The organism is Pantoea sp. EKM10T (assembly GCF_011800685.1).
GTDB lineage: Bacteria > Pseudomonadota > Gammaproteobacteria > Enterobacterales > Enterobacteriaceae > Pantoea > Pantoea agglomerans.
The window spans coordinates 158,008-184,152 of record NZ_JAALEU010000006.1; the positions used below are offsets into that span (position 1 = coordinate 158,008).

The following is a 26,145-nucleotide window of genomic DNA, read 5'->3' on the forward strand; positions in this document are numbered from 1 at the left end:
GACAGGGTGTTAAGCAGCATTAAATGCTGTTCAGCACCCATGATGCATAGCATGTATCTGTTTTTCTTATGTCCGGTTATTTGAATGAAACCGCGGTTGGTTATAAGAAAAATTAATCAGCATGGGCATGCTTAAAACAGCATTAAAGATGAATGGCTATGCATATAAAAGGGTGTGCCTGTGCAACAGGACGCTGCCAGGATATTGAAAAAAGGCCGTACAGAGAAATCGGTGATTCGCTGGCGGCCTTACAGATTATTCATTTGGCACAGTCAGTCAAGGGTTTTAACCGCTTTGTCCTTAACGTCGCCGATCGGCGAGGCTGCTGCACCATAAAAGCGCATTTGATCCCTTATCTCCACGCGACGTGCTGCGACGGCAGCGGGTTAACTGCGCTATTATGAGGCTGTTTCTCTTCCAGGGAGTTGTTATGAAACAAATTCGTCTGTTGGCGCAGTACTACGTTGATTTAATGGTGAAGCTTGGACTGGTGAGGTTCTCGCTGCTGCTGGCGTCTGCGCTGGTGGTGCTGGCGATGATTGTCCAGATGGCGGTCACGATGGTACTGCGGGGCCATGTCGAGAGTATTGACGTGGTGCGTTCGGTCTTCTTCGGGCTGCTGATCACGCCCTGGGCGGTCTATTTCCTCTCGGTGGTGGTCGATCAGCTGGAGGAGTCACGGCAACGCCTGGCACGGCTGGTGGATAAGCTGGAAGAGATGCGTACCCGCGATCTGGAACTCAATCAGCAGATGAAAGAGACCATTACGCAGCTGAATCAGGAGATCAGCGATCGTAAAAAGGCGGAGCTGGCACGCGAACAGGTGATGGATAAGCTGCGTGAAGAGGTAACGCGTCGTGAGCAGGCACAGATTGAGCTGGAACAGCAATCCTCCTTCCTGCGCTCCTTCCTGGATGCCTCGCCTGACCTGGTGTTCTATCGCAACATCGATAAACAGTTCTCCGGCTGCAACCGTGCAATGGAGCTGCTGACCGGCAAAAGCGAAAAGCAGCTGATTGGCCTGACGCCGCGCGATATCTATGATGATGAAGCGGCCACTAAGGTGCTGGAAACGGACGAGAAGGTGTTCCGCCACAACGTCTCGCTGACCTATGAACAGTGGCTGCAATATCCCGACGGACGCAAAGCCTGCTTCGAGATCCGTAAAGTGCCTTACTACGACCGCGTGGGTAAGCGCAGCGGATTGATGGGCTTTGGCCGCGATATAACCGAACGTAAGCGCTATCAGGACGCGTTAGAGAACGCCAGCCGGGAGAAGACCACCTTTATCTCTACGATCAGCCACGAGCTTCGTACGCCGCTTAATGGCATTGTCGGCCTGAGCCGCATCCTGCTGGACACCGACCTCAATCAGGAACAGCTGAAATATCTCAAAACCATCCACGTCTCCGCCATCACGCTGGGCAACATCTTTAATGATGTGATTGAGGTGGACAAAATCGAGCGCCGTAAAGTACAGCTGGATAATCAGCCGCTCGACTTCACCGGTTTCCTGGCCGATTTAGAAAACCTCTCTGGCCTGCTGGCACAGCCGAAAGGGCTGAAGTTTGTGCTCGCGCCGCAACTGCCGCTGCCGCATATGATCTCGACCGATGGAACGCGTCTGCGCCAGATTCTGTGGAACCTGATTGGTAACGCCGTGAAGTTCACCCAGCAGGGCGAGATCGTGGTGCGGGTAACCTATGAGCAGGACGAGACGCTGCGCTTTGAGGTGCAGGACTCCGGCATGGGTATCCGTCAGGAGGAGCAGGACAAGATCTTCGCTATGTATTATCAGGTCAAAGATCAGCATGGCGGTAAACCGGCTACCGGTACCGGCATCGGGCTGGCAGTATCACGCCGCCTGGCGCAGGCGATGGGCGGTGATATCCGGGTGCACAGTGCGCCGGGACAGGGTTCCTGCTTCACCGTAGAGATTAAAGCGCCACGCATTGCTGAAGAGGTGGAGGATGAAGGCGTGGACGACAGCCTGCCACTGCCTGCGCTGCACGTGCTGCTGGTTGAAGATATTGAGCTTAATGTGATTGTCGCGCGCTCGGTACTGGAGAAGCTGGGCTGCAGTGTGGAAGTCGCCATGACCGGCAGTGAGGCGCTGGCGATGTTTGACCCGCTGGAGTTTGACCTGGTGCTGCTGGACATTCAGCTGCCCGATATGACCGGGCTGGATGTCTCACGTGCGATTCGCCAGCAGTACCAGGGAACGCATCTGCCCCCGCTGGTTGCTCTTACCGCCAATGTTCTCAAAGACAAAAAAGAGTACTTCGACGCGGGAATGGATGACGTGCTCAGCAAACCGCTGGCAGTGCCGGCACTCACTGCGATGATTAAAAAGTACTGGGATTATCAGGCAGAACCGGAAGAGGAGATCGCTGATGTCAGCGATGACAAAACCCGGATGCTGCTGGATGTCGCGATGCTCGAACAGTATATCGAGCTGGTTGGTCCCAGCCTTATTACCCAAAGCCTGACGATGTTTGAAAAGATGATGCCGGACTACCTTGCGGTGCTGGAGTCGAATCTGATGGCGCGCGATCAGAAAGGCATTGCTGAAGAGGGACACAAAATCAAAGGGGCGGCGGGTTCGGTCGGGCTGCAGCGTTTGCAGATGCTGGCGAAACAGATTCAGAGTCCGGAGTTACCGGCGTGGTGGGACAATGTGGGTGAATGGATTGATGAGCTGAAGCATGAATGGCGACACGATGTGCAGGTATTACGCGACTGGGTGGCAGAGCAGGATAAGTGATACCCCGGAAAAAAATGACCCCAGCCGAGGCCGGGGTGCGCGAAATACTGCGCCAACACCAGGGAAATCATTGCGGCCGCTATGATTTGAATAATTAATGCAGCCGCAGGGTATTGGTTAACACTGTCATCACCTTAGCAAATTCATCTTCTCATGCGACAAGATTCATTAAAATTTGTGATATTGAGCAGCGTTTAAATACAGAAAACATTAATTTGGCAACACAGTCAAGTAAGGAATTAATTTCTGTGCTGTGTTGCTGCTATTTTAATCAGTTTTACGCTTTTTCGTGTAGTTTTAATGCTGCCGGGCAGGGAAACTGAGGCTGAGCAGCACCAAAGTGAGCCGCCGTTAACATTTGCCTTTTGAGTGAGGCTAACGCGCTGATATTGCAAGCGCGCTGCCTGAAATGACACGAATTATCCAAAACGATTTGGAATGATAAAAAAGAATCTAAAAGTTTGTCCTTCTGTCGTTCTGCTATCAGGGTTATTACTGGAAGGAAATAGTGCCATTCTGGCAACCCGTGACGCTATTAAGCGCTGCTTATTTATCCGTTATAACGATAATTCTGATTAACCTTTAGGCGCGGCAGGATTAAGAAAACAATAACAGTTAAGCATGGTAAATGATTCATGCGGGCGCTTATTACTCATGATTAAGTGTTTATCTGGAAAGATGCTAAGCAATGGCAATGAATGGAACCGATTCCTTTTTTGCGGAAGTACTTGAACTATTTCGAACTGTTGCAGCATGTTGATGCAAAATGATTGAATAAAGTCTGGAAACAGCCTGTCAGTTTTCAGCGATAATCGTAAAAAGGCTGCTTTTTTAGCAGTGATTACATGAGTGATTGATTAACGTCTGAAACAAGTGTGGGAAGATTGCATGAACAAGCATAAAGGAAGCGTCGGACAGCGTATCAGACGTATTGTTGGTCGTATCGTACTGGTGTGGCTGGGAATATGGCTGGCGGGCATTTTACTCTTTTCGTTCTTACCCGTGCCGTTCTCAGCGGTGATGGCTGAACGACAGATCGGAGCCTGGTTACGCGGTGATTTTAGTTATGTCGCCCATTCAGACTGGGTCGGCCATGACGAGATTTCGCCCTGGATGGGGCTGGCCGTTATCGCCTCAGAAGATCAAAAGTTTCCCACCCATTGGGGCTTTGATGTGGCGGCGATTGAGTCTGTACTGGATAACAGCGATAGCCGGATGCGTGGGGCGTCCACGCTGTCTCAACAGACGGCGAAGAATCTGTTCCTCTGGGATGGTCGCAGCTGGGTGCGTAAAGGTCTGGAAGCGGGTCTGACGGTAGGAATTGAAACGGTCTGGACGAAGCGGCGTATTTTAACCGTCTATCTCAATATTGCGGAGTTCGGGCCCGGCATCTTTGGCGTTGAGGCGGCTTCTCAGCGTTATTTCCATAAGCCTGCCAGCCGGCTGACCGCAGCAGATGCCGCCTTACTGGCAGCGGTGCTGCCTAATCCGATACGTTATCGTGCTGCTGCACCCTCAGGCTATGTCAGAGAGCGGCAGCAGTGGATACTGCGTCAGATGCGCCAGCTTGGCGGGGAAGGCTTCCTGCAGCGTAATCAGCTCGACTAAGCGTTAATCTTCATCGAAACCCGCTTCAAATAACTCAATGACCGCTGCCAGCGCCGGAATCTCCTCCGGGCCGCTGGCTTCAATCTCAATGTGGCCGCCTTTTGCCGAGTCGAGCATCAGCAGCGCAATCACGCTGCTGGCTTCGGCTTCAGTGCCCGCTTCATTGCGCAGTAATACTTCGGCATCAAAGCTCTGCACCAGCTCAAATAACTTCATCGCCGGACGTGCATGCATGCCCAGCTTATTTTTGATTTCTACAGTTTGTCTGACGGTCATGATTTGCGCTTTTCCAGCGTACGATGGCGTGACTGCACATTCTTACCCCGTGAACGGAAGTAATCTGCCAGCTGTTCTGCAATATAGACTGAGCGGTGTTTACCGCCGGTGCAGCCAATCGCCACGGTAAGATAGCTACGGTTATTGGTCTCCAGCATCGGCAGCCAGAGTTCAAGGTAGCTGCGCGTCTGGTAGATAAAATTATGCACTTCAGTGTGGCGATCAAGGAAGGCCGCCACAGGACGATCGAGGCCGGTCATCGGGCGCAGTTTGGGATCCCAGTGGGGGTTGGGCAGAAAGCGCACGTCAAATACATAGTCAGCGTCAATCGGAATGCCATGCTTGAAGCCAAACGACTCAAACACCATGGTCAGCTCACGTTCACGCTTGCCCAGCAGGCGGGTACGCAGCATCTCTGCCAGCTCGTGCACCGACATCTCTGAGGTGTCGATGATCAGATCGGCACGCGAACGAAGTGGCTCCAGCAGATCGCTCTCTTCATCAATCGCGCTCTCCAGCGAGAGGTTTTTGCTGGAGAGGGGATGCAGACGGCGCGTATCGCTGTAACGACGAATCAGGGTGTTGCGATCGGCGTCGAGAAACAGCAGCTGAGGGGAAAATGTATCAGGCAGATTATTCAGTGCGGTTTCAAAAATTTCCGGGGATTCGGGCATATTACGCACGTCGATGCTGACCGCCGCCGAAATATTGCGCTCAGCCAGCGAGTTAGCTAACTCAGGCAGCAGCACGACCGGCAGGTTATCAACGCAGTAGAACCCCATATCTTCCAGCGCACGGAGCGCCACTGACTTCCCCGAGCCTGAACGACCGCTAACGATCATCAGCACCATGACCTTCTCTCCCGTTTTAAAACCGGCACCGGGCCGGTAAAGACGCGTTACTGCTCCGACTGGACTTCCGTAATAATGGCATAGAGCTCTTCATCACTCTGCGCTGCGCGCAGACGACGGCAAACCGTTTTATCTGCCAGACGCTTTGCCACCAGTGACAGGGTGTGCAGATGTGTTTTGCACTGGTCAGCCGGGACCAGTAAGGCAAACAACAGATCGACCGGCTGGTTGTCGACGGCATCAAACGCAATCGGCTGTTCGAGGCTGATAAACACCCCAACCGCGCGCAGCGTATCCTCTTCCAGCTTGCCGTGCGGGATGGCTATCCCGTTACCAATACCGGTACTGCCCATGCGTTCGCGGGTCAGGATCGCTTCGAAAAGCGTCTGGTGCGGCAGGTTGAGCTGCTTAGCGGCCAGTTCGCTGATGATTTCCAGCGCACGTTTTTTGCTCTGGCAGTGGACGCCGCTGCGGGTGCAGTCTGGCGAAAGCACTGTGCTCAATTCCAGTGTGAGATCGTTGTTCATTATCGTTTCACTTGCGTGTTCACCAGGCCATTCACCGCCAGCGCGTATTGACGCGTGTGACAAACGGCGCCTGCTCAGATGACAAAACGGGGCGGATTATCCGCCCCATCCTGTCGGCTCTGCGCGCCAGGCGCGCGTCGCTAGCGTGAAGGTTAGTGTTTTTTCAGTTTATCTTTGTGTTTGGTCAGCTGACGGGTGAGCTTATCGATCAGTCCGTCAATGGCCGCATACATATCTTCCGCTTCGGATGTGGCGTGCAGCTCGCCACCATTCACGTGTAGTGTTGCGTCAGCCACCTGCGTGACTTTCTCAACCTTCAGGACAATATAGACCTGATTGATATGTTCAAAATAGTGTTCCAGTTTGGCAAATTTACCGTTGACGAATTCACGCAGAGGTGGAGTGATTTCAACGTGTTGCCCGGTCAGGTTCAGCTGCATAGGTCTTCCTTCTCATTTCTTTCAAACCAGTTGTTTACGCTGGTTCGATGGCGGGATGGATAAAGACTCACGATATTTGGCGACGGTACGCCGTGCCACCATGATCCCCTGATCAGATAACATGGAGGTCAGTTTACTGTCGCTCAAGGGTTTGGCTGGATTTTCCGCCGAAATTAATTTTTTCACCAGGGCACGAATCGCGGTAGAGGAGGCTTCACCGCCACCTTCCGTATTAACGTGACTGGAGAAAAAGTACTTCAGTTCAAAAATGCCACGCGGGCTGTGCAGATACTTCTGCGTGGTAACGCGGGAGATGGTCGATTCGTGCATCTCAACGGCCTGGGCGATATCCGCCAGCACCATCGGGCGCATAAATTCTTCACCCTGCTCGAAAAAGGCCTGCTGCTGCTCAACAATACAGCGCGTCACTTTCAGCAGGGTATCATTGCGGCTTTCCAGACTCTTAATCAGCCAGCGGGCTTCCTGCAGATTACTGCGAATGAACTGGCTGTCGCTGTCGTTCCGCGTCGCGCCGCTCATTGCCGCATAGTGCTGATTGATCTTCAGGCGTGGCACGCTATCGGCATTGAGTTCAACCGTCCAGCGGCTGCCGATCTTACGCACCAGCACATCGGGAATGACATATTCTGGTTCGCCGGTGTTGATCGACTGACCCGGACGCGGGTCCAGCGACTGAATCAGCAGCATCGCCTCTTTCAGCACCTCTTCTTTGAGGCGTGTGACCCGCATCAGGCTGCGGAAATCGTGGTTTGCCAGCAGATCGAGATGTTCGCTGACGATCAGGCGCGCCTCTGCCAGCATCGGCGTTTCGGGCGCATATTGTGAAAGCTGCACCAGCAGGCAGTCACGCAGGTCGCGCGCGCCAACACCAATCGGGTCAAAGCGCTGGATGCGTTTCAGCACCGCTTCAACTTCATCCGCTTCGAGCTCATCATCGCCGATGCTGTCAAGGATCTCCTCAAGCGAAACGGTGAGATACCCGGTGTCATCAATAGCATCGACAATAGAGGTGGCAATGGCGCGATCGGTATCGCTGAACGGCGTCAGGCCGACCTGCCACATCAGATAATCCTGCAGCGACTGGGTTGTTTCGCCCTGATAAACCGGTAACTCATCATCCTGGTAATCGGTGCCGGTGCCGGAAGGCGTACCCGCGGTGTAGATCTCATCCCAGGTCGCATCCAGCGGCAGTTCATCAGGCATCTCTTTCTGCTCAAGCGCTTCGCGTGTATCCAGCGCCTCGGCCTCTGAAGACTCCCGTGAATCGATCTCTTCATGCAGGTCAGTCTGCTCAAGCAGCGGATTACTTTCCAGCGCAAGCTGAAGCTCCTGCTGGAGTTCAAGCGTAGAGAGTTGCAGCAGGCGAATCGCCTGTTGCAATTGCGGAGTCATTGCCAGCTGTTGGCTGAACCTGAGTTGTAAACCTTGCTTCATAGACAGGATGATCGTTCCCAGGTAAACATCGGTATTAACGACACCTTATCAGAGTCTGAACTCTTCACCCAAATAAACCCGCTTAACCTGCTCATCCGCAAGAATTTCATTCGGTGTGCCGTGTGCGATCAGGTGCCCCTGGCTGACGATATAAGCCCGCTCACAGACCGCTAACGTTTCACGTACGTTATGGTCGGTAATCAGCACACCGAGGCCGCTGTCACGCAGATGCTCAATGATCTTCTTAATGTCGATAACGGAGATGGGGTCAACACCGGCAAAAGGTTCATCCAGCAGGATAAATTTAGGATTAGCCGCCAGCGCCCGCGCAATCTCAACACGACGTCGCTCACCACCCGAAAGTGCCTGGCCCATGCTGTCGCGCAGGTGCTCAATGTGAAACTCTTCCATCAGCTCACGGGCACGATCCTGGCGTTGCTCTTCGGTCAGATCGTCACGGATCTGCAAGACCGCCATCAGGTTATCGTAGACGCTGAGGCGACGGAAGATCGATGCCTCCTGCGGCAGATAGCCGATGCCACGACGCGCACGGGCATGCAGCGGCAGGATGCTGATATCTTCATCATCAATAATAATGCGGCCAGCGTCACGCGGCACAATGCCCACTACCATGTAAAAGGTGGTGGTTTTACCGGCACCGTTCGGGCCCAGCAGGCCGACAATCTCGCCGGATTTTACCTGCAGGCTGACATCTTCTACCACGCGACGGCCTTTATATGCCTTCGCCAGGTTTTCTGCGATTAATGTGGCCATAGCTATCAGTTACTCTTCTTTCCGCTGTTGGACGAACCTTTGTCCTGAAGTTGCGACGGCACCAGTACAGTCGTGACGCGCTTGTTCTGGCCCTGACTGAAAGCCTGCATTTTCTGCTCTTTCACCAGGTAGGTAATACGATCGCCTTTGATGTTGCTGTCCTGCTGCTCAATGAACGCATTGCCGGTCAGTTCAACGAAATCATTAGCCAGTTCATAGTGCAGTTTTGCGGCATGGCCCTGCACCGGCTTACCGCTGTCCTGCATCTGATAGAAGGTGGCGGGATTACCGTAGGCGTCAACGATGGTTTTCTTGCTGTCGCCGCCCGGACGGGTCACCACGACTTTATCTGCCGTGATTTTAATTGAGCCCTGCGTCACGATGACATTGCCGGTAAAGGTCGCGACATTGCCTTGCAAATCCAGCGCCTGATTCTGCGAGTCAATATTGACGGGCTTGTCCGAGTCACCGGTCAGAGCCAGCGCCGGAACGCTGGTTGCCAGCAGCATGCTGGCCAGTAAAAGCTTCAGGCTATTTTTGTTCATTTTGAATTTCATAAGAGGTTTTGACCTTCTCGATTAACTCGGCGTTTTTTGTCCGTAAATTGCCGCGCATTTTCATGCCGGTGGAGTTAAAACTGCGGCCATACAATGTCACCTGGTCATCAGAGGTAACGTCCTGAGTGACAAGATTAATCTGGGCGTTATCGGTTTTGATCCGCTCAAGCTGAGAATCCTGCGTCAGCGTATTCAGCTCAACATGGCCATACAGGTAAAGCATACGATCTTTGGTGAGCTTTGCTTTATCCGCGCGTAACGTCCATGTAGGGATTTTGTTCTCATCAAAGGTGGTCATGACCGGATTGTCGAACCAGCTCAGTTCATCATCCGAGAAATAGGTCACTTTGTCAGAGACCAGTTTATATGACAGCGCGCCCTGCGGGTTATAAACCACAGTGTGTGAATCAGCACTGGTGTAGGTCGGTGACTGACTGTCCGTGCCGACTGGCGTGCCATCGTCATCCTGGTTAGTAAGATTCCAGCCGATCAAAACCAGTGCAATCAAGGTCAGAATCAGCGTTATCCAACGCCTGCTTTTACTCATACTGATTGCCCTTTGGCATCCTCAAATTTGTTCTGCGCCATTAAGATCAGGTCACATACTTCGCGAACTGCACCGCGTCCACCGGCAATCCGCGTGACATAATGCGCGCGCGGCAACAGGATCGGATGTGCATCCGCCACCGCCACGCTTAAACCCACTTTCGCCATAACCGGCCAGTCGATCAGATCGTCACCAATGTAGGTGACCTGGTCGTCGGAAAGAGACAGTTTATCCAGAAGTTCACGATAGGCCAAAAGCTTATCCGATTGTCCCTGATAAAGATGACGGATGCCGAGCGTTTTGCAGCGATCTTCCATCAGGCGGGCATTGCGGCCGGTAATAATAGCCACTTCCACATCGGAGGTCAGCAAACAGCGAACGCCGTAACCGTCCCGCACGTTGAATGCCTTCAGCTCTTCGCCATTATTCCCCATGTAGATCACCCCGTCGGACATCACGCCATCGACATCGCAGATCAGCAGACGAATCCTGCTGGCGCGCGCCATAACGTCAGCGCTGACCGGGCCGTAGCAGGTTTCAATCGGGTGGGTTGCCTGTTGCATTTTCTCTTCCTGTTCAGACTACGCCAGCGCGCAGCATGTCATGCATATGTACCACACCGAGCAGATGGTCGTCATCGGCCACCAGAATCGAGGTAATGTTTTTGGTCTGCATCAGGTTCAGGGCTTCCACCGCCAGCATATTAGGCCGGACGCGGATGCCACCTGGCGTCATCACTTCCCCGATGGTGGCGCGCTGGAAATCGATGCCCATATCAAAGATGCGGCGCAGGTCACCATCGGTAAAGATACCTTCAATTTTCATCAGGTCGTCGACGATCACCGTCAGCCCCAGATTTTTGCGGGTAATCTCCAGCAGCGCATCGCGCAGCGAGGCGTCCCGTGTGACGTGCGGCAGCTCATCGCCACTGTGCATGATATCAGCCACATGCAGCAGCAGTTTACGGCCCAGCGCACCACCAGGATGGGACAAAGCAAAGTCTTCGGCGGTGAAGCCGCGCGCTTCCAGCAGCGAAACCGCCAGCGCGTCACCCATCACCAGCGTGGCCGTGGTGCTGGTGGTCGGTGCCAGACCCAGCGGGCAGGCTTCCTGCGGAACATGGACACACAGATGCACATCGGCAACCCGGCCCATCGCACTGTCAGGCCGTCCGGTCATGCAGATCAGCGTAATGTGCTGACGCTTTAAAACCGGAATCAGCGCGAGGATTTCGTTCGACTCACCGCTGTTGGAGATGGCGATGACCACATCATTTTTGCTCACCATGCCCAGATCGCCATGGCTGGCTTCGGCCGGATGAACAAAAAAAGCGGGCGTGCCGGTACTGGCAAAGGTCGCCGCCATTTTTTTGCCGATATGGCCAGACTTGCCCATGCCCATCACCACCACTTTACCCTGACAGGCGTAGATCAGGGCGCAGGCGCGGGCGAAATCGTCGTTAATATATTGATCGAGTTGTTCCAGACCTTCGCGCTCAATGCGCAGTACGGTTTTCCCCGCCTGCTGGAAATCAAATGCTGTTGGTTGCTGATATGACATAGTGAGTCTGTCCTTGTTAGCCGTCCATGAATGCCGGCTGCATCCACAGCAGCGTCACCCAGACGAAGAAACCACAGAGTAAAAATAAGCCTGCCGTACGGCCAACGCGGCGGCGACGTAGCAGGCAGAGCAGGGCAAACAGCACGCTGACTCCCAGCATCACCCAGTAATCACGGGCGAAGGCGTGATAATCGACACTGCCAGGGTGAATCAGCGCCGGCAGACCCAGCACAATGGCAATATTATAAATGTTGGCGCCGATCAGATTGCCGATCGCGATATCATCTTCGCCTTTCAGCGCACCGGCAATAACCGTTGCCAGCTCGGGCAGGCTGGTGCCCACGGCGATCAGCGTCAGGCCCATCACCAGCTCGCTGACGCCAAAATAGTCGGCAAACGCCGTGGCATTGTCGATCACCATTCGTGTCGACATCGGCAGGATAATCAGCGCGACGGCCAGCCAGAGAAAGGCCACCGTATTTCCACTCTCTTCGCGTGGCAGCTCGGCCAGCTGCTCGCGGGTCAGGGTGTCGTTGTTATCCCGTTCTGCTTTACGCGCAATGCGAATTACCACCATCAGATAAATCGCGGCAATGGCGATCAGGCCTATTCCATCCAGTCGACTAAGCTGATTGTCAAACAGCATGAAACCGCTGAGCAGGGTAACCAGCAACATTAACGGCAGTTCACGGCGTATCAGATTAGAATGGACGCTGAGCGGGTGCATAAGCGCAGCGGCACCCAGGATGAGTAAAATATTGGTAATATTCGAGCCGAGCGCGGTGCCAACAGCAAGATCCATCTGGCCATGCTGCGCGGCGGAAAAGGAGAGGATCATCTCTGGCAGCGAGGTGCCGATGCTGACAACGGTCATGCCAATAATCAGTGGCGGGATGCCAAATGATCGACACAGTATAGAGGCGCTAAACACCAGACGATCGGCACCATATGCCAGTAAAAGCAAACCGATAATCAGCAGTGCAGAAGCTACGAACATGAAAAATCCTTGCGTAAAAACCCAGGCCGGCAATGCCTTTCCCGACCGGTTTAAGGTTCTGTTTGGCGAGACAGGCGCTGATTTTGACCGTCCGGACGGCAAAAGTAAATTTAATGACCATTTTCGCCAAATCTTAGCGGTAAGTTTCTGTAAAGCTATCGTGAATCAGGACCGAACAGGCTACCATCGTACCCCATGTTTACGCCCGATCCTTACAAGAGGTTATAATGATCCAGCAGCAATCGAATCTGGTTGAGGTTCGTGGCGTGAGTTTTTCGCGCGGAGATCGCACCATCTTCGATGACATTTCGCTGACCGTGCCAAAAGGCAAAGTGACGGCGATAATGGGGCCGTCGGGGATAGGAAAAACCACGCTGCTACGCTTGATTGGGGGGCAACTTCAGCCGACCCGCGGTGAAATCTTTTTCCGTGGTGAAAACATTCCGTCACTGTCTCGCACTAAATTGTACGAAGCGCGCAAAAAAATGAGCATGCTGTTCCAGTCTGGCGCGCTGTTTACTGACCTGACGGTCTATGAAAATGTTGCCTGGCCGCTGCGTGAACATACCCGTCTGCCTCCTCCGCTGCTGCACAGCACAGTGCTGATGAAGCTGGAAGCGGTGGGTCTGCGTGGCGCGGCCCAGCTGAAGCCCGCGGAGCTGTCGGGCGGAATGGCGCGTCGTGTGGCACTGGCGCGCGCTATCGCGCTGGAGCCGGAACTGATCATGTTTGATGAGCCTTTCGTCGGTCAGGATCCGATCACGATGGGTGTGCTGGTAAAACTCATTGATGAACTGAACCATGCTCTGGGCCTGACCTGTATTGTGGTCTCGCACGACGTACCGGAAGTACTGAGTATTGCGGACTATGCCTATATCGTGGCCGGACAAAAAATTATCGCACACGGCACCACGCCGGAGTTGCGAGCGAACAATGACCCGCGCGTTCGCCAGTTTATTGATGGCGATGCGGATGGTCCGGTTCCCTTCCGTTTTCCTGCCGGCGACTATCTCGCTGATTTAACCGGCTAAGGGAGTAACTAAACTGATGGTGTTGAAGGCGCTGGCGACATTTGGACGTCAGGGAATTGAAACGTGCGCCAGTTTTGGACGCGCAGGACTCATGCTCTTTCATGCGCTGGTGGGCAAGCCAGCGTTCCGCAGACACACGCCGCTACTGATTAAACAACTTTATAGCGTCGGCGTGCTGTCGCTGCTGATCATCGTGGTTTCCGGTCTGTTTATCGGCATGGTGCTTGGCCTTCAGGGTTATCTGGTCTTAAACACCTATGGCGCGGAAACCAGCCTCGGTATGCTGGTGGCGTTGTCATTGCTGCGCGAACTGGGGCCGGTTGTAACCGCGCTGCTGTTCGCCGGACGGGCAGGGTCTGCGCTGACCGCCGAAATCGGCCTGATGAAGGCCACCGAACAGCTCTCCAGTATGGAGATGATGGCGGTTGACCCGTTGCGCCGGGTGGTCTCGCCGCGCTTCTGGGCCGGTTTTATCAGTATGCCGTTACTGACGCTGATTTTTACCGCGGTAGGGATTGCCGGTGGGGCGCTGGTCGGGGTGAGCTGGAAAGGGATTGATCCTGGTTTCTTCTGGTCGGCGATGCAGAATGCCGTCGATTTTCGTGCCGATGTGGTTAACTGCCTGATTAAAAGTGCGGTATTTGCCATTACCGTGACGTGGATTGCGCTGTTTAACGGCTATGATGCGATTCCAACCTCTGAAGGGATCAGTCGCGCGACGACGCGCACTGTGGTGCACGCGTCACTGGCGGTGCTCGGATTGGATTTTGTGCTGACAGCACTGATGTTTGGGAATTGATGCAATGCAAAGCAAAAAAAGCGAAATCTGGGTTGGCATATTTATGATTATGGCGTTGCTGGCGGCGCTGTTTCTCGCTCTGCGCGTCGCCGATTTAAAGTCAATGGGCACCGAGCCGACGTGGAAGCTCTACGCCACCTTTGACAATATTGGTGGTCTCAAAGCCAGTTCGCCGGTCAAGATTGGTGGGGTGGTGATTGGCCGGGTGACCGACATTGAGTTAGAGCCGAAAACGCTGCTGCCGCGTGTCACCATGGACATCAGCGATCAGTATGCGAATAAAATTTCAGACACCAGCTCGCTGGCGGTTCGCACTCAGGGACTGCTGGGTGAGCAATTCCTGGCACTCAATTTAGGATTTGACGATCCTGAACTGGGTTCGGCGATGCTGAAAGATGGCGATACGCTGCGCGATACGAAATCCGCCATGGTGCTCGAAGACCTGATCGGTCAGTTCCTTTATAAGAGCGGCGATAATAAACAAAACAGTGAAAACAAGGATGCGCAGGAAGGCGACAGTGCTGCGCCTGCGGCACCGGCTCAACCTTAAAGAAGAGGGTATACCATGTTTAAACGTTTACTGATGATTGCCATGCTGGTGGTTGCGGTACCGCTGACGGCAACCGCAGCCGATCAGAGCAACCCCTACAAACTGATGAATGAAGCGGCGCAAAAGACGTTCACCCGTCTGAAAAACGAGCAGCCGAAAATCAAGCAGGACCCTAACTACCTGCGTCAGATTGTGCGTCAGGAGCTGCTGCCCTATGTGCAGATCAAATATGCGGGCGCGTTAGTGCTGGGCCGCTACTATCGTGATTCGACGCCCGCTCAGCGTGAAGCCTACTTCAGCGCCTTTGGTGACTATCTGGCGCAGGCTTATGGTCAGGCACTGGCACTGTACAACGGACAGAGCTACCAGATTCAGCCTGAGCAGCCGTTAGGCGATGCCCAGATTGTCGCTATTCGCGTTTCCATTATCGATCCAAATGGCCGTCCACCGGTTCGCCTCGACTTCCAGTGGCGTAAAAACAGCCAGAGCGGTAACTGGCAGGCGTATGACATGATCGCTGAAGGCGTCAGCATGATCACCACCAAACAAAATGAGTGGAGCGATCTGTTACGTACCAAAGGTATCGATGGTCTGACGGCGCAGCTGAAATCTTCTGCGGCACAGCCAATCACGCTGGATAAACAACAATAATGCACGAATCGTTACGCTGGGAGCGGGAAGCCAGCACGCTATTACTGAAAGGCGAACTGGATCGCGACACGCTGATGAGCCTGTGGCAGCAACGTGAAACGCTGATTAAAGATGTCGATACCATCGACGTCGCGGCGCTGGAGCGTGTGGACTCTTCCGGGCTTGCCCTGCTGGTGCATCTGCGGGAAATCGCGCGGGCACAGGGTATTACCCCTCGCTTTACGGGCATCAGCGACAAACTGCATTCGCTGATTACGCTTTACAATCTGCAACAGATTATTGTTTCTGCGGATAAAAGCGCCTGATATCCGGTTGTTATGCTAAGCCCCTGTTTTCAACAGGGGCTTTTGCGTATTTAAGAGTCAGCCGCTTTCCTCTACTATGTCAGCCTTATTATTATTAAGTGAAGTTAAGCCCAATGGAAAACAGTGAAATTCAGGCCGTGCTGATGGCAGCATTGCCTTTAGACGAAGTGCATGTGATGAGCAATGATGGCAGCCATTTTCAGGTGATCGCCGTAGGCGAACTGTTTGGCGAACTGAGCCGCGTGAAAAAGCAGCAGGCTGTCTACGCGCCGCTGATGGAATTTATCGCGGATAACCGCATTCATGCTGTCTCTATCAAAACCTATACTCCCGCTGAATGGGCGCGTGACCGTAAACTCAACGGTTTCTGATCCCCAGCGTGGTGAACTCGTCGCTGGCGAGTCCAATCTTTAGCTAGTTAATTGAGAGCCGTGTTAATGGACAAATTTCGTGTGCAAGGCCCCACCCGCTTAAGTGGTGAAGTAACCATTTCCGGGGCAAAGAACGCCGCGCTTCCTATTCTGTTTGCTGCGCTGCTGGCTGAAGAGCCGGTCGAGATCCAGAATGTGCCAAAGCTGCGCGACATTGATACCACCATGAAGCTGCTGAGCCAGCTGGGTGCGAAGGTGGAACGCAACGGTTCTGTGCATGTCGATGCCAGCGCGGTAGATGTATTTTGTGCGCCTTACGATCTGGTCAAAACCATGCGTGCCTCAATCTGGGCGCTGGGCCCGCTGGTGGCGCGTTTTGGTCAGGGTCAGGTTTCCCTGCCGGGTGGCTGCGCTATCGGCGCGCGTCCGGTTGATCTGCACATTACCGGTCTTGAACAGCTGGGTGCCGAGATCAAGCTGGAAGAGGGCTACGTGAAAGCGTCAGTCAATGGCCGCCTGAAGGGCGCACTGATTGTCATGGACAAAATCAGCGTCGGCGCGACCGTGACCATCATGAGTGCTGCGACGCTGGCGACCGGTACTACCGTGATTGAGAATGCGGCGCGTGAGCCGGAAATTGTCGATACCGCCAATTTCCTGAACACCCTGGGCGCCAGAATCAGCGGTGCAGGCAGCGATAAAATCACCATCGAAGGCGTAGAGCGTCTGGGTGGCGGTGTTTATCGTGTCCTGCCAGACCGTATCGAAACCGGTACCTTCCTGGTGGCTGCCGCCATTTCGGGTGGCAAAGTGATGTGTCACAAAACCCAGCCGGATACGCTGGATGCTGTGCTGGCCAAGCTGCGTGATGCGGGTGCCGATATCGAAACCGGTGAAGACTGGATCAGTCTGGATATGCACGGCAAGCGGCCAAAAGCGGTCAACGTGCGCACTGCACCGCATCCAGGTTTCCCGACCGATATGCAGGCGCAGTTCACACTGCTAAACATGGTTGCGGAAGGCACGGGCGTGATTACCGAAACCATCTTCGAAAACCGTTTCATGCATATCCCGGAACTGATTCGTATGGGCGGACATGCTGAGATTGAGAGCAACACGGCGATCTGTCATGGGGTTGAAACCCTGTCAGGTGCGCAGGTGATGGCGACCGATTTGCGTGCGTCTGCCAGCCTGGTTCTGGCCGGTTGTATTGCGGAAGGAACGACGTTTGTTGATCGCATTTATCACATCGATCGTGGCTATGAGCACATCGAAGATAAGCTGAAAGCCATGGGCGCAAACATCGAGCGCGTCAGCGAAGAGTAATCCCGCAGATGCTCTGAAAGAGCCAGCCCCCTTTGGGGGCTGGTTTTTTTTCGCCTGAGGATCGCCTGAGTTTTCAGGCGGTATCGGAATGATCGACAGGCGCCCGGATACGTTTTCTGCGATCCAGCAGGCAGTGGGTCTCGGGATCGTAATAGCGGCTGGGCCAGATCTCACAAGGATGAACCTTGATCGCGTCAGCGATCAACCATTCGCCCTTGGGCCATGGACGCGTGAGCGCATTAGCCAGCGTTGATGAACTGAGACCTGCTGCGCGTGACAGCGCTGCGAGTGTCATTCCACGCTTATGCAGCGCCGCGATAATGTCAGCCGGGTGCCAGTCTTCCATCCTTTTTTGCATATCCTGTTCTCCTTTTCCCTGTCATTGCGTCGTCCAGCAGGACGTGAGCTTTCCTTTTTACCGTTATCTGGAAAGATTGAGGTTTTTATAGCAAATAGTTCCCATTAGTTTCCAGTAATATTTGGATCCAGCATCTGATCTGTGGGGTGGCATGCAAAAGGAGTGCAACAGCTAAGAGATAACAAAAAGAAGTGAGAGCAGGGACGTAAAAACGGAGCCTGTCAGGCTCCGTGAGGGATCAGAAATCGCGCTGAACTGACATGTGCGCCAGCGACTCCAGCGCACTGCGCCACGGCGATTCGGGCAGAATACGCAAGGCTTCAATGGCTTTATCCGCTTCCTGTTCGGCGCGGCTGCGCGTCCATTCGAGTGAACCACACTGATTCATCGCTTCCAGTACCGGTTCCAGCAGATGGCGGCCATTTCCCTGCTCAATGGCTTCACGGATCATCTTCGCCTGCTCAGGTGAGCCGTGCTGCATAGCATGCAGCAGTGGCAGCGTGGGTTTGCCTTCACTCAGATCATCGCCGGTATTTTTGCCCAGCGTCTCGCCGTCAGCACTGTAATCCAGTAAGTCGTCAATTAACTGGAAAGCGGTGCCCAGATAGCGCCCATAATCCTGTAGCGCTTTTTCCTCTTCAGGTGTGGCTTCAGCCAGTATCGCCGAGGCCTGCGAGGCCGCTTCAAACAGACGCGCGGTCTTGCTGTAAATCACGCGCATGTAACTCTCTTCGGTGATGTCGGGATCGTTGACGTTCATCAGCTGCAGGACTTCGCCCTCAGCAATCACGTTTACCGCTTCTGACATCAGCGCCAGGATACGCAGCGAACCCATGCTGGTCATCATCTGGAAGGCGCGGGTGTAAATAAAATCACCGACCAGCACGCTTGCCGCATTGCCAAACGCCGCGTTCGCGGTCGCTTTGCCACGACGCATATCGGATTCATCCACGACATCGTCATGCAGCAGCGTGGCGGTGTGGATAAATTCGATCAGCGCCGCATTGGTCACGTGAAGATCGCCCTTGTAGCCCATGGCACGTGCGGATAGCACGGCAATCATGGGACGGATACGCTTGCCCCCACCACTGATGATGTAGTAGCCCAACTGGTTGATGAGCGAGACATCTGAATTCAGCTGGTCGAGGATGGTCTGGTTAACGGCAGCCATATCCTGTGCGGTTAATTCATTAATCTGTTCTAAGTTCATTCGTCTTTTCAGCTATGACTCGTTATCTCTGCCATGGTAAGTGCTTTTACCCAGCCAGCGTTCAGGTAATCTGTTACTGATTGTACTTGAATTTTCTGCCTGAGAAACGGTTGCATTCAGCCTGTGTTTTTTTTCTGCAAGAGTGTGCAAAGTGCTCTTGTCTTCTTCTGGAGTTTTGCGTAGAATTCGCGCCCTATTGTGAATATTTAGCGCGCCGCCTGATGAACTAAAAGGCAAGCGCAGAAGCGGAGTTTTATATGTACGCGGTTTTCCAAAGTGGTGGTAAACAACACCGAGTAAGCGAAGGTCAGACCGTTCGCCTGGAAAAGCTGGACATCGCAACCGGTGAAACGATTGAGTTTGACCAGGTTCTGATGATTGCTAATGGCGAAGACGTGAAAATCGGCGCGCCACTGGTTTCAGGCGGAATGATCAAGGCAGAAGTTGTTGCTCACGGTCGTGGCGAGAAAATTAAGATCGTTAAGTTTCGTCGTCGTAAGCACTACCGTAAGCAAGCAGGCCATCGCCAGTGGTTCACTGATGTGAAAATCACTGGTATCACGGCATAAGAGGAGATCTGACAAATGGCACATAAAAAGGCTGGTGGTTCGACTCGAAATGGTCGTGACTCCAATGCAAAACGTCTGGGTGTAAAACGTTTCGGTGGCGAATCTGTTCTGGCAGGTAGCATCATCGTTCGTCAGCGTGGCACCAAATTCCACGCCGGTACCAATGTAGGTTGTGGTCGTGACCACACCCTGTTTGCTACCGCAGACGGTAAAGTACAGTTCGAAGTTAAAGGTCCGAACAACCGTAAATACATCAGCATCGTTGCTGAGTAAGGTTGTCGTGACGCAGACGTTTAACGTCTGAACGCACGAATTGAAGGCCCCGCAGCTCCTGCGGGGCTTTTTACATTCTGCGGTCTGTTGCGGTAAAAGCGACGCATCACAAAAGTTTGCTGTACACTTTATGTACGCACTGGCGAAAGCCAATCCTGATTTATCCGCCGCTGGTCAGCGCAGAAGACCCTGGCGGACCCGTCTGCAGAGTGCTGCAGGCGATTGTGTGACGGAGATAGAAAATGAAGTTTGTAGATGAAGCGACAATTTTGGTCGTCGCCGGTGATGGCGGTAATGGTTGCGTAAGCTTCCGCCGCGAAAAATATATCCCGAGAGGCGGCCCTGATGGGGGTGATGGCGGTGACGGCGGTGACGTTTATCTGATCGCTGATGAAAACCTCAACACCCTTATCGATTATCGTTTCGAAAAATCTTTCCGCGCCGAGCGTGGGCAGAACGGCCAGAGCCGCGACTGTACTGGCAAACGCGGTAAAGATATCGAAGTTAAAGTGCCGGTCGGCACCCGGGTTATCGATCAGGGTACCGGCGAGACACTGGGCGACATGACGCGTCACGGCCAGAAACTGATGGTCGGCAAAGGCGGCTGGCATGGCCTGGGTAACACCCGCTTTAAATCATCTGTAAACCGCAGTCCGCGCCAGAAAACCATGGGTACCCCAGGTGAAAAGCGCGATCTGCAGCTGGAGCTGATGCTGCTGGCAGATGTCGGGATGCTGGGCTTACCGAATGCCGGTAAATCGACCTTTATCCGTGCCGTATCGGCAGCGAAGCCAAAAGTGGCGGACTATCCGTTTACCACGCTGGTGCCGAGCCTGGGCGTGGTTCGTATGGACAGCGAGCAGAGCTTCGTCGTGGCCGATATCCCTGGCCTGATTGAAGGCGCAGCCGATGGCGCAGGCCTGGGCATTCGCTTCCTGAAGCACCTTGAGCGCTGCCGCGTGTTGCTGCACCTGATCGACATCGACCCTATCGATGAAAGCGATCCGGTTGAAAATGCCCGCATCATTCTCGGCGAGCTGGAAAAGTACAGCGAGAAGCTGTTCAACAAGCCACGCTGGCTGGTCTTCAACAAAATTGATCTGATCAGTGAAGAAGAAGCGCAGTCACGGGCTAAAGCGGTGGCTGAAGCACTGGGCTGGGAAGATAAGTATTACCTGATTTCTGCCGCAAGCCGTACCGGTGTCAACGAACTCTGCTGGGACGTGATGAGCTTCATCAACGCTAATCCGAAAGAAGCGGAGCTTGAAGAGAAGCAGCCGGAGAAAGTGGAGTTCATGTGGGACGATTACCACAAAGAAACCATTGAAAACACGGTTGAAGTGGAAGATGAAGAGTGGGATGACGACTGGGATGATGAAGACGACGAAGGCGTTGAAATTATCTATCAGCGTTAACCGATCGCCTGCTACAGCGTGATATGCAATGCCCCCTTTCAGGCCTGAAAGGGGGCATTGTTCTTTCTGCAGCTAGCTCATCACCGCCACACTCAGTCGCGCACTGCAGCACAGCTGATCCCGACCGTTACGAATCTCAATCTGCCAGCTCTGACTGCGTTTACCCAGATGCAGTGGACGGCAAATTCCCCGCACCAGACCGGCAGAAACCGCACGATGATGGCTGGCATTCACTTCTACGCCAACCACGCTGATGCCTTCCTCAACCGCCAGATATCCGGCAATTGAGCCCATCGACTCCGCCAGCACCACGGACGCACCGCCATGCAGCAGCCCGAACGGCTGTTGCGTACGGGCATCGACCGGCATCGTCGCTTCCAGATAATCATCACCTATCAGGGTAAAAACGATACCCAGATGGGCCACCAGAGAGTTCTCACCCAGCGCATTCAAGGCGGGAAGATCAATGGATCGCTTCCAGATCGCTGTCATTATCAGGCTCCCAGGGTTGCGCCACCATCAACCACAATATCCTGCAGCGTCACATGGCTGGCAAGATCCGACGCGAGAAACATTACAGTGGCCGCAATTTCCTGCGGCTGCGCGATCTTGCCCAGCGGGATACCCAGCTTGAACTGATCCGGGAAGCCGGCAATCATCTCCTGCTCACCCGTCGGTGTGTGCCACAGGCTGCGCTGCATATCGGTGTCGGTGGAACCGGGTGAAACGATGTTGCAGCGCACGCCATAGGGCGCCATCTCCAGACCCACGGTCTGACAGAGACTGCGCAGCGCCGCTTTTGAAGCACCATAAGCGGACATGCCAATACGCGGGGCATGAGCCGAATTAGACGCGACGGTGACGATGGCACCGGCGCGCTGTTCGCGAAAGCGTGGCAATGTTTGCTGGAACAGATTAAACGCGCCGCCCGCATTGACGTTAAGACACGCCTGCCAGTCGGCAAACGACAGCTCATCGGTGGCACCAATCCGTAAGATACCGGCTGCGTTGACCAGCACATCAATGCGCGGTTGCACGGCCAATACGCGCTGGCAGATCGTTTTGACCTGAGCCGGATCGGCTACATCCATCGTGTGGCAGGGAAACGGGTAATCATGGCCCTTAAAACGTTGATCAAAGGCCTCGACCTGTGCGCCAGCCTGATGAAAGGCTAACGCAGTATGATAGCCGATGCCCTGGCCGGCACCGGTTACCCAGACGATTTTACCGCTGAAGTCGAATGTGTGGCTCATTTCGCCGGCTCCCGCGTCAGCAGCGCCCACCAGCCATCAATGCTCGGATTTTTCGCCAGGCTGACGAAATCGATATCACGATGTACCTGACGCCAGCGTGCCGCCAGCGCCATCACGCGTACTGAGTCCAGACCGTAATCAATCAGGTTTTCATCATCTTCCGGCACCTCATCATCTTCCAGCAGCGGCAGGATCAACGCGCGCAAATCATCTTTGCTGAGTGGCACAGGCATCAGATCGGCGGTCATCACCACTTTTCCGCTACGGCCCGCGGTGTAGGTCAGCGCCATCATATGTTCCTCACGGCTGAAGTCAGCCAGCGCATCGGCCACCATGAACGGCTGAATATTGCGCATAAACGCATCGGTGGCGGTGGTCAGGCAGCCAATATGGGCATAGACGCCGGTGATAATCAGCTGATCGCGACCCATCTCCTGCAGGATCGACTCCAGCGGCGAGCGGTGAAATGCACTGTAGCGCCATTTGGTCAGGACATGATCGTCCTCATCTGGTGCCAGCGCATCCACGATCTTCTGCTGATCGGGATGTTTATTCAGGCCCGGTCCCCACATGTCGTTGAGCAGCGCACGATCTTCATCGCTCTGCGCGTTTGGCTGAGCGGTGTAAAACACCGGAATGCCCTGCGCTTTGCAGTAGCGACGCAGCCGGGCAATATTGTCGACTACCTGCTCAACCAGCGGGCTGTTGTCGCCCCAGAAGTTGAGAAAATAGCGCTGCATATCGTGGATCAGCAGGGCGGCACGGCCCGGCTCCAGCATCCATTTCACTTTGTTGTTGGGCAACTCGGTGGCGGCTGGCAGCGGATAAGAGGTCAGTTGTGGAATAGCCATTGAAAATCTCCGGACAGATCAGGCTTGCGCTTGTTGATCGGCAAGTTGTTGGCGCAGACGTTTTTTGTCCACCTTTCCGACCGCGGTCAGCGGCAGGGCATCTACGCAGGTAATACGGTCGGGCAGCTTAAATTCTGCGACGCCAAGTTCACGAAGGTGACGACGCAGCGCTACCGGTTTAACCGGCTGACGGGTGACGATAAAGGCACAGCTCTTTTCACCCATCAGCTCGTCGCTCATGGAGACCAGTGCAGCGTGGATCACATCCGCATGGCGCTGCAGCAGGTTTTCGATCTCTTCGGCTGCGATCTTTTCGCCGCCCCGGTTGATCTGATCTTTCTCCCGGCCCTGCACGATGATGTTGCCAGCAGGCGTGATCTCAATCAGATCGCCAGAGCAGTAAAAGCCCTGGTCATCGAAGCTGGCGGCGTTATGTTCCGGGCTGTTGTAGTAGCCGCGGAAGGTATAAGGACCACGCGTCATCAGGCGACCGATGGAGCCTGCTGGCAATGGATTACCCTGATCGTCGGCGACCCACACCTCGTCATCCGGGGAGATCGGGCGTCCCTGCGTGGTGAGAATGGTCTGCTCATCGTCATCCAGTCGGGTGTAGTTCACCAGACCTTCCGCCATACCAAATACCTGCTGCAGGGTGCAGCCGATCTCGTTCTGGATGCGCGCGGCCAGCGTTTCGCCCAGCTTTGCGCCACCGACCTGAATGCGTTGCAGCGAGGCCAGCGCAGCATTGCTGCCCCATTCCTGAATCGCCTGCAGCCAGAGACTGGCGGCGGGCGGAACCAGGCCGGTATCGGTGACCTGATGCTTTTCAATCAGCGGGAAGCAGAGTGTTGCGCTGGGATCGGCGGCTAAGATCACCTGTCCGCCCGCGTAAAAAACGCCCAGCGCGCCCGGCGAACTCATCGGGAAGTTATGCGCGGCGGGCAGGGCGATCAGGTAGCGGGTGTCGGCGGTAACATCGCAGATAACGTCACTCTCACGGATGCTGTAGTAGTAATCATTATGGGTACGTGGGATCAGTTTCGGTGTACCGGTACTGCCACCCGACAGCTGGAAAAAGGCGACTTCATCGCCTGCGGTCGGGGTTGCGATGAAGTTGCCCGCGGGTTCAGCCAGCAGGGCGTCGAGGCTGTTTTCCGTCTGAGCGTCATTACGCAGGATCACCTGTTGTAGTGAACGCTGATCGCGGCGAAGTTGCGCAATAAACGCATCATCGGCGAACAGTGCGTGGCTGCGATCGGCAATTAACAGGCTCGGCGAGATCTGACTGGCATAGGCGGCCAGTTCAGTGCGCTGATGGCTGAACAGGGCGTTAACCGGGGCAACGCCGATTTTGAACAGGGCAAACAGCGTCAGGTAAAACTCAGCCACGTTGCCAAGCTGCACCAGCGCCGTATCGCCTGACTTCAGGCCGCGACGCTGCAATGCCGCGGCCAGGTTGTCACTCAGCGCCGCCAGCTGGCGATAGGTAAATTGTCGTTCGCCATCAATCACCGCTACGCTCTCGCTGTCGCGATGACGTTCCAGGATATCGGTCATCGGCAGATCGAGCCAGTAGCCTTTTTCACGGTAACGTGCGGCCAGATCGTCCGGCCAGCGGCTGTAGGAAATCGTCATACAGGTTCCTTTATTGCAGTCCAAAAGCGCGAAGCATGGTGTCGAGTTTGACGCCGGTTTCACGCCATTCTGATTCAGGTTGTGAGTCCGCTACGATGCCTGCGCCCGCAAACAGCCGCACCCGCGGGCCATTCACCGTACCGCAGCGAATGGTGACGACCCATTCGCCATTGCCCTGATCGTCACACCAGCCGACGATGCCGCCAAACAGCTGACGTTCAAATGGCTCCAGTCGCTGAATCAGCGCCTGAGCACGCTGATGCGGGAAGCCGCTGAGGGCCGGTGTTGGATGCAGCAGACAGGCCAGTGACAGCGCATTTTCGCGATCGTCCAGCACGTCACCCTGAATCTGCGTAGCGAGATGCCACAGTGTTGCGGTGGTCAGCAGTGAAGGTGTCTCGGGGACCGACAGCATCCGGCTGCGCGGCTGCAGCGTCGCGCGCATCGCATCCGTGACCAGCTTATGCTCATGACGATCTTTTGCTGAGTGCATCAGGCTGTCGCCAGAGGCCTGGTCACGCTGCGGATCGCGATGACGCGGCGCTGAACCGGCCAGCGGACAGGAGCTGAACTGGCGGCCCTGCTTACGAATCATCAGTTCCGGGCTGGCGCCAACCAGCGCGCCACCATCGGGCAGCGGCAGATGGAAGTGATAGCTGTTAGGGTTCTGCGCCACGATGCGCTGCATCAGGGCGGCCTTATCAACCGGTTGTTCCGCCACGATATCCATCAGCCGCGACAACACCACTTTATCCAGATCGCCGCGCTGCGTAGCCGCTACCGCCTGCGCAACCATGTCGATGAAAATGTCATGGTCCGGCACCGCCGTGCGGCGACGCACCTGCGGCAGTTCAGCCTCAGTTAGAGAGGCACTGGCGTTGAGATCGTCACGGTTAAAGGTCTGATACGACTCAGGGATAAACAGCGCAGCGGGCTGATCCACGTCGAAGGGGATTGCACCCACCAGAATGGGATGGGCAATGCCCTGTTTTCTGGCTGAAGCAAAATGGTGCTGTAGTTGCTGCTGAAACTCCCCTGTCAGCTGCTCACCCTGCCTTACCGGCGCGGTAAGGGTAGTAAAACAGCCCTGTGTGGTCAGGCTTTGCCAGGGAGAGGTAAACAGAAAGCCACGGCAGAGTGCCGGGAAATCCTGCAACAAGGGATGTTCAAACGCCAGCGATTCCACCATAAT

The 26,145-nt window shown here is 54.6% G+C and carries 31 protein-coding genes; 13 read left to right on the top strand and 18 right to left on the bottom strand.

Annotation, left to right across the window (positions count from 1 at the left end; translation table 11 throughout):
* Positions 1-430: 430 nt before the first annotated feature.
* Positions 431-2,764: an aerobic respiration two-component sensor histidine kinase ArcB gene (arcB, locus tag HFD95_RS13255; protein WP_010251930.1), complete on the top strand. Its 2,334-nt coding sequence runs from the start codon at positions 431-433 to the stop codon at positions 2,762-2,764.
* Between the two features lie 888 nt (positions 2,765-3,652).
* On the top strand, positions 3,653-4,372 hold the full coding sequence (mtgA, locus tag HFD95_RS13260) for a monofunctional biosynthetic peptidoglycan transglycosylase (RefSeq protein WP_010251926.1): 720 nt from the start codon (positions 3,653-3,655) through the stop codon (positions 4,370-4,372).
* A 3-nt stretch (positions 4,373-4,375) separates the two neighbouring features.
* Here mtgA and npr read toward each other — a convergent pair whose 3' ends face one another.
* The 11 genes from npr to HFD95_RS13315 all read right to left on the bottom strand — a co-directional run bounded on the left by npr (position 4,376) and on the right by HFD95_RS13315 (position 12,356).
* A complete protein-coding gene (gene npr / locus HFD95_RS13265; RefSeq protein WP_010251923.1) occupies positions 4,376-4,648 on the bottom strand; it encodes a PTS phosphocarrier protein NPr in 273 nt (90 codons plus the stop codon).
* Positions 4,645-5,499, bottom strand: coding sequence for an RNase adapter RapZ (rapZ, locus tag HFD95_RS13270; protein ID WP_010251920.1), 855 nt, complete (start codon positions 5,497-5,499; stop codon positions 4,645-4,647). Before rapZ ends, npr begins: the two co-directional genes overlap by 4 nt.
* A gap of 47 nt (positions 5,500-5,546) precedes the next feature.
* Positions 5,547-6,026, bottom strand: a complete 480-nt coding sequence (gene ptsN, locus HFD95_RS13275) for a PTS IIA-like nitrogen regulatory protein PtsN (protein WP_010251916.1) — start codon at positions 6,024-6,026, stop codon at positions 5,547-5,549.
* A 152-nt stretch (positions 6,027-6,178) separates the two neighbouring features.
* Positions 6,179-6,466: a ribosome hibernation promoting factor gene (gene hpf, locus HFD95_RS13280; protein WP_010251913.1), complete on the bottom strand. Its 288-nt coding sequence runs from the start codon at positions 6,464-6,466 to the stop codon at positions 6,179-6,181.
* A 21-nt stretch (positions 6,467-6,487) separates the two neighbouring features.
* Positions 6,488-7,921: an RNA polymerase factor sigma-54 gene (rpoN, locus tag HFD95_RS13285; RefSeq protein ID WP_010251911.1), complete on the bottom strand. Its 1,434-nt coding sequence runs from the start codon at positions 7,919-7,921 to the stop codon at positions 6,488-6,490.
* A 48-nt stretch (positions 7,922-7,969) separates the two neighbouring features.
* Positions 7,970-8,695 carry an LPS export ABC transporter ATP-binding protein gene (gene lptB, locus HFD95_RS13290; protein WP_003851107.1) on the bottom strand — a complete coding sequence of 242 codons (726 nt, stop codon included), beginning with the start codon at positions 8,693-8,695 and terminating at the stop codon, positions 7,970-7,972.
* 5 nt (positions 8,696-8,700) lie between these two features.
* Positions 8,701-9,252 carry a lipopolysaccharide ABC transporter substrate-binding protein LptA gene (gene lptA, locus HFD95_RS13295; protein WP_010672013.1) on the bottom strand — a complete coding sequence of 184 codons (552 nt, stop codon included), beginning with the start codon at positions 9,250-9,252 and terminating at the stop codon, positions 8,701-8,703.
* Entirely contained in the window at positions 9,227-9,799 is a 573-nt protein-coding gene (gene lptC, locus HFD95_RS13300) for an LPS export ABC transporter periplasmic protein LptC (RefSeq protein WP_010251907.1), read from the bottom strand. The genes lptA and lptC overlap by 26 nt, the downstream gene beginning before the upstream one ends.
* The gene (gene kdsC / locus HFD95_RS13305) at positions 9,796-10,362 is read right to left on the bottom strand and encodes a 3-deoxy-manno-octulosonate-8-phosphatase KdsC (RefSeq protein WP_167430337.1); all 567 of its coding nucleotides are present in this window, start codon (positions 10,360-10,362) and stop codon (positions 9,796-9,798) included. The genes lptC and kdsC overlap by 4 nt, the downstream gene beginning before the upstream one ends.
* Before the next feature lie 13 nt (positions 10,363-10,375).
* Entirely contained in the window at positions 10,376-11,359 is a 984-nt protein-coding gene (gene kdsD, locus HFD95_RS13310) for an arabinose-5-phosphate isomerase KdsD (protein ID WP_010251903.1), read from the bottom strand.
* A 16-nt stretch (positions 11,360-11,375) separates the two neighbouring features.
* Entirely contained in the window at positions 11,376-12,356 is a 981-nt protein-coding gene (locus tag HFD95_RS13315) for a calcium/sodium antiporter (protein WP_010251901.1), read from the bottom strand.
* Between HFD95_RS13315 and HFD95_RS13320 the strand changes: the two genes are divergently transcribed.
* From HFD95_RS13320 to murA, 8 genes are all read left to right on the top strand, one after another.
* Positions 12,355-12,612 carry a hypothetical protein gene (locus HFD95_RS13320; RefSeq protein WP_124889623.1) on the top strand — a complete coding sequence of 86 codons (258 nt, stop codon included), beginning with the start codon at positions 12,355-12,357 and terminating at the stop codon, positions 12,610-12,612. The genes HFD95_RS13315 and HFD95_RS13320 overlap by 2 nt on opposite strands.
* Positions 12,584-13,387: a phospholipid ABC transporter ATP-binding protein MlaF gene (mlaF, locus tag HFD95_RS13325; RefSeq protein ID WP_167430338.1), complete on the top strand. Its 804-nt coding sequence runs from the start codon at positions 12,584-12,586 to the stop codon at positions 13,385-13,387. Before HFD95_RS13320 ends, mlaF begins: the two co-directional genes overlap by 29 nt.
* A 16-nt stretch (positions 13,388-13,403) precedes the next feature.
* Complete coding sequence (gene mlaE, locus HFD95_RS13330) at positions 13,404-14,186, top strand: lipid asymmetry maintenance ABC transporter permease subunit MlaE (RefSeq protein ID WP_010251894.1); 783 nt, start codon at positions 13,404-13,406, stop codon at positions 14,184-14,186.
* 4 nt (positions 14,187-14,190) lie between these two features.
* The gene (gene mlaD, locus HFD95_RS13335; protein ID WP_010251890.1) at positions 14,191-14,736 is read left to right on the top strand and encodes an outer membrane lipid asymmetry maintenance protein MlaD; all 546 of its coding nucleotides are present in this window, start codon (positions 14,191-14,193) and stop codon (positions 14,734-14,736) included.
* Between the two features lie 15 nt (positions 14,737-14,751).
* Entirely contained in the window at positions 14,752-15,387 is a 636-nt protein-coding gene (mlaC, locus tag HFD95_RS13340; RefSeq protein WP_010251887.1) for a phospholipid-binding protein MlaC, read from the top strand.
* The gene (gene mlaB, locus HFD95_RS13345; RefSeq protein WP_010251883.1) at positions 15,387-15,692 is read left to right on the top strand and encodes a lipid asymmetry maintenance protein MlaB; all 306 of its coding nucleotides are present in this window, start codon (positions 15,387-15,389) and stop codon (positions 15,690-15,692) included. The genes mlaC and mlaB overlap by 1 nt, the downstream gene beginning before the upstream one ends.
* Positions 15,693-15,805: 113 nt before the next feature.
* Positions 15,806-16,063: a BolA family iron metabolism protein IbaG gene (ibaG, locus tag HFD95_RS13350; protein ID WP_010251880.1), complete on the top strand. Its 258-nt coding sequence runs from the start codon at positions 15,806-15,808 to the stop codon at positions 16,061-16,063.
* Between the two features lie 66 nt (positions 16,064-16,129).
* Positions 16,130-17,389 carry a UDP-N-acetylglucosamine 1-carboxyvinyltransferase gene (murA, locus tag HFD95_RS13355; RefSeq protein WP_010251868.1) on the top strand — a complete coding sequence of 420 codons (1,260 nt, stop codon included), beginning with the start codon at positions 16,130-16,132 and terminating at the stop codon, positions 17,387-17,389.
* Positions 17,390-17,462: 73 nt separating this feature from the next.
* Here murA and HFD95_RS13360 read toward each other — a convergent pair whose 3' ends face one another.
* On the bottom strand, positions 17,463-17,747 hold the full coding sequence (locus HFD95_RS13360; RefSeq protein ID WP_022625265.1) for a helix-turn-helix transcriptional regulator: 285 nt from the start codon (positions 17,745-17,747) through the stop codon (positions 17,463-17,465).
* A gap of 238 nt (positions 17,748-17,985) precedes the next feature.
* Positions 17,986-18,957, bottom strand: a complete 972-nt coding sequence (ispB, locus tag HFD95_RS13365; RefSeq protein WP_008925415.1) for an octaprenyl diphosphate synthase — start codon at positions 18,955-18,957, stop codon at positions 17,986-17,988.
* Between the two features lie 257 nt (positions 18,958-19,214).
* On the opposite strand from ispB, the gene rplU reads away from it, so the two are divergent.
* The 3 genes from rplU (at position 19,215) to cgtA (ending at position 21,214) form a co-directional block, all read left to right on the top strand.
* Positions 19,215-19,526: a 50S ribosomal protein L21 gene (rplU, locus tag HFD95_RS13370; RefSeq protein WP_008925416.1), complete on the top strand. Its 312-nt coding sequence runs from the start codon at positions 19,215-19,217 to the stop codon at positions 19,524-19,526.
* 15 nt (positions 19,527-19,541) lie between these two features.
* Positions 19,542-19,799 (top strand): 50S ribosomal protein L27, encoded by a 258-nt coding sequence (rpmA, locus tag HFD95_RS13375; RefSeq protein WP_003851093.1) that lies wholly within the window; start codon positions 19,542-19,544, stop codon positions 19,797-19,799.
* A gap of 242 nt (positions 19,800-20,041) precedes the next feature.
* Positions 20,042-21,214 carry an Obg family GTPase CgtA gene (gene cgtA / locus HFD95_RS13380; RefSeq protein ID WP_003851092.1) on the top strand — a complete coding sequence of 391 codons (1,173 nt, stop codon included), beginning with the start codon at positions 20,042-20,044 and terminating at the stop codon, positions 21,212-21,214.
* A gap of 72 nt (positions 21,215-21,286) precedes the next feature.
* Here cgtA and HFD95_RS13385 read toward each other — a convergent pair whose 3' ends face one another.
* Genes HFD95_RS13385 through HFD95_RS13405 form a run of 5 tightly spaced genes read right to left on the bottom strand, consistent with a single transcriptional unit; the run spans position 21,287 to position 26,142 of the window.
* Positions 21,287-21,706, bottom strand: coding sequence for a hotdog fold thioesterase (locus HFD95_RS13385; RefSeq protein WP_167430339.1), 420 nt, complete (start codon positions 21,704-21,706; stop codon positions 21,287-21,289).
* A 2-nt stretch (positions 21,707-21,708) separates the two neighbouring features.
* Positions 21,709-22,467, bottom strand: coding sequence for a 2,3-dihydro-2,3-dihydroxybenzoate dehydrogenase (gene dhbA, locus HFD95_RS13390; protein ID WP_167430340.1), 759 nt, complete (start codon positions 22,465-22,467; stop codon positions 21,709-21,711).
* A complete protein-coding gene (locus tag HFD95_RS13395; protein WP_167430341.1) occupies positions 22,464-23,318 on the bottom strand; it encodes an isochorismatase family protein in 855 nt (284 codons plus the stop codon). Before HFD95_RS13395 ends, dhbA begins: the two co-directional genes overlap by 4 nt.
* Positions 23,319-23,336: 18 nt before the next feature.
* Positions 23,337-24,953 carry a (2,3-dihydroxybenzoyl)adenylate synthase gene (locus HFD95_RS13400; protein ID WP_052271177.1) on the bottom strand — a complete coding sequence of 539 codons (1,617 nt, stop codon included), beginning with the start codon at positions 24,951-24,953 and terminating at the stop codon, positions 23,337-23,339.
* A 10-nt stretch (positions 24,954-24,963) separates the two neighbouring features.
* Positions 24,964-26,142, bottom strand: coding sequence for an isochorismate synthase (locus HFD95_RS13405; protein ID WP_064690584.1), 1,179 nt, complete (start codon positions 26,140-26,142; stop codon positions 24,964-24,966).
* Positions 26,143-26,145: the final 3 nt, after the last annotated feature.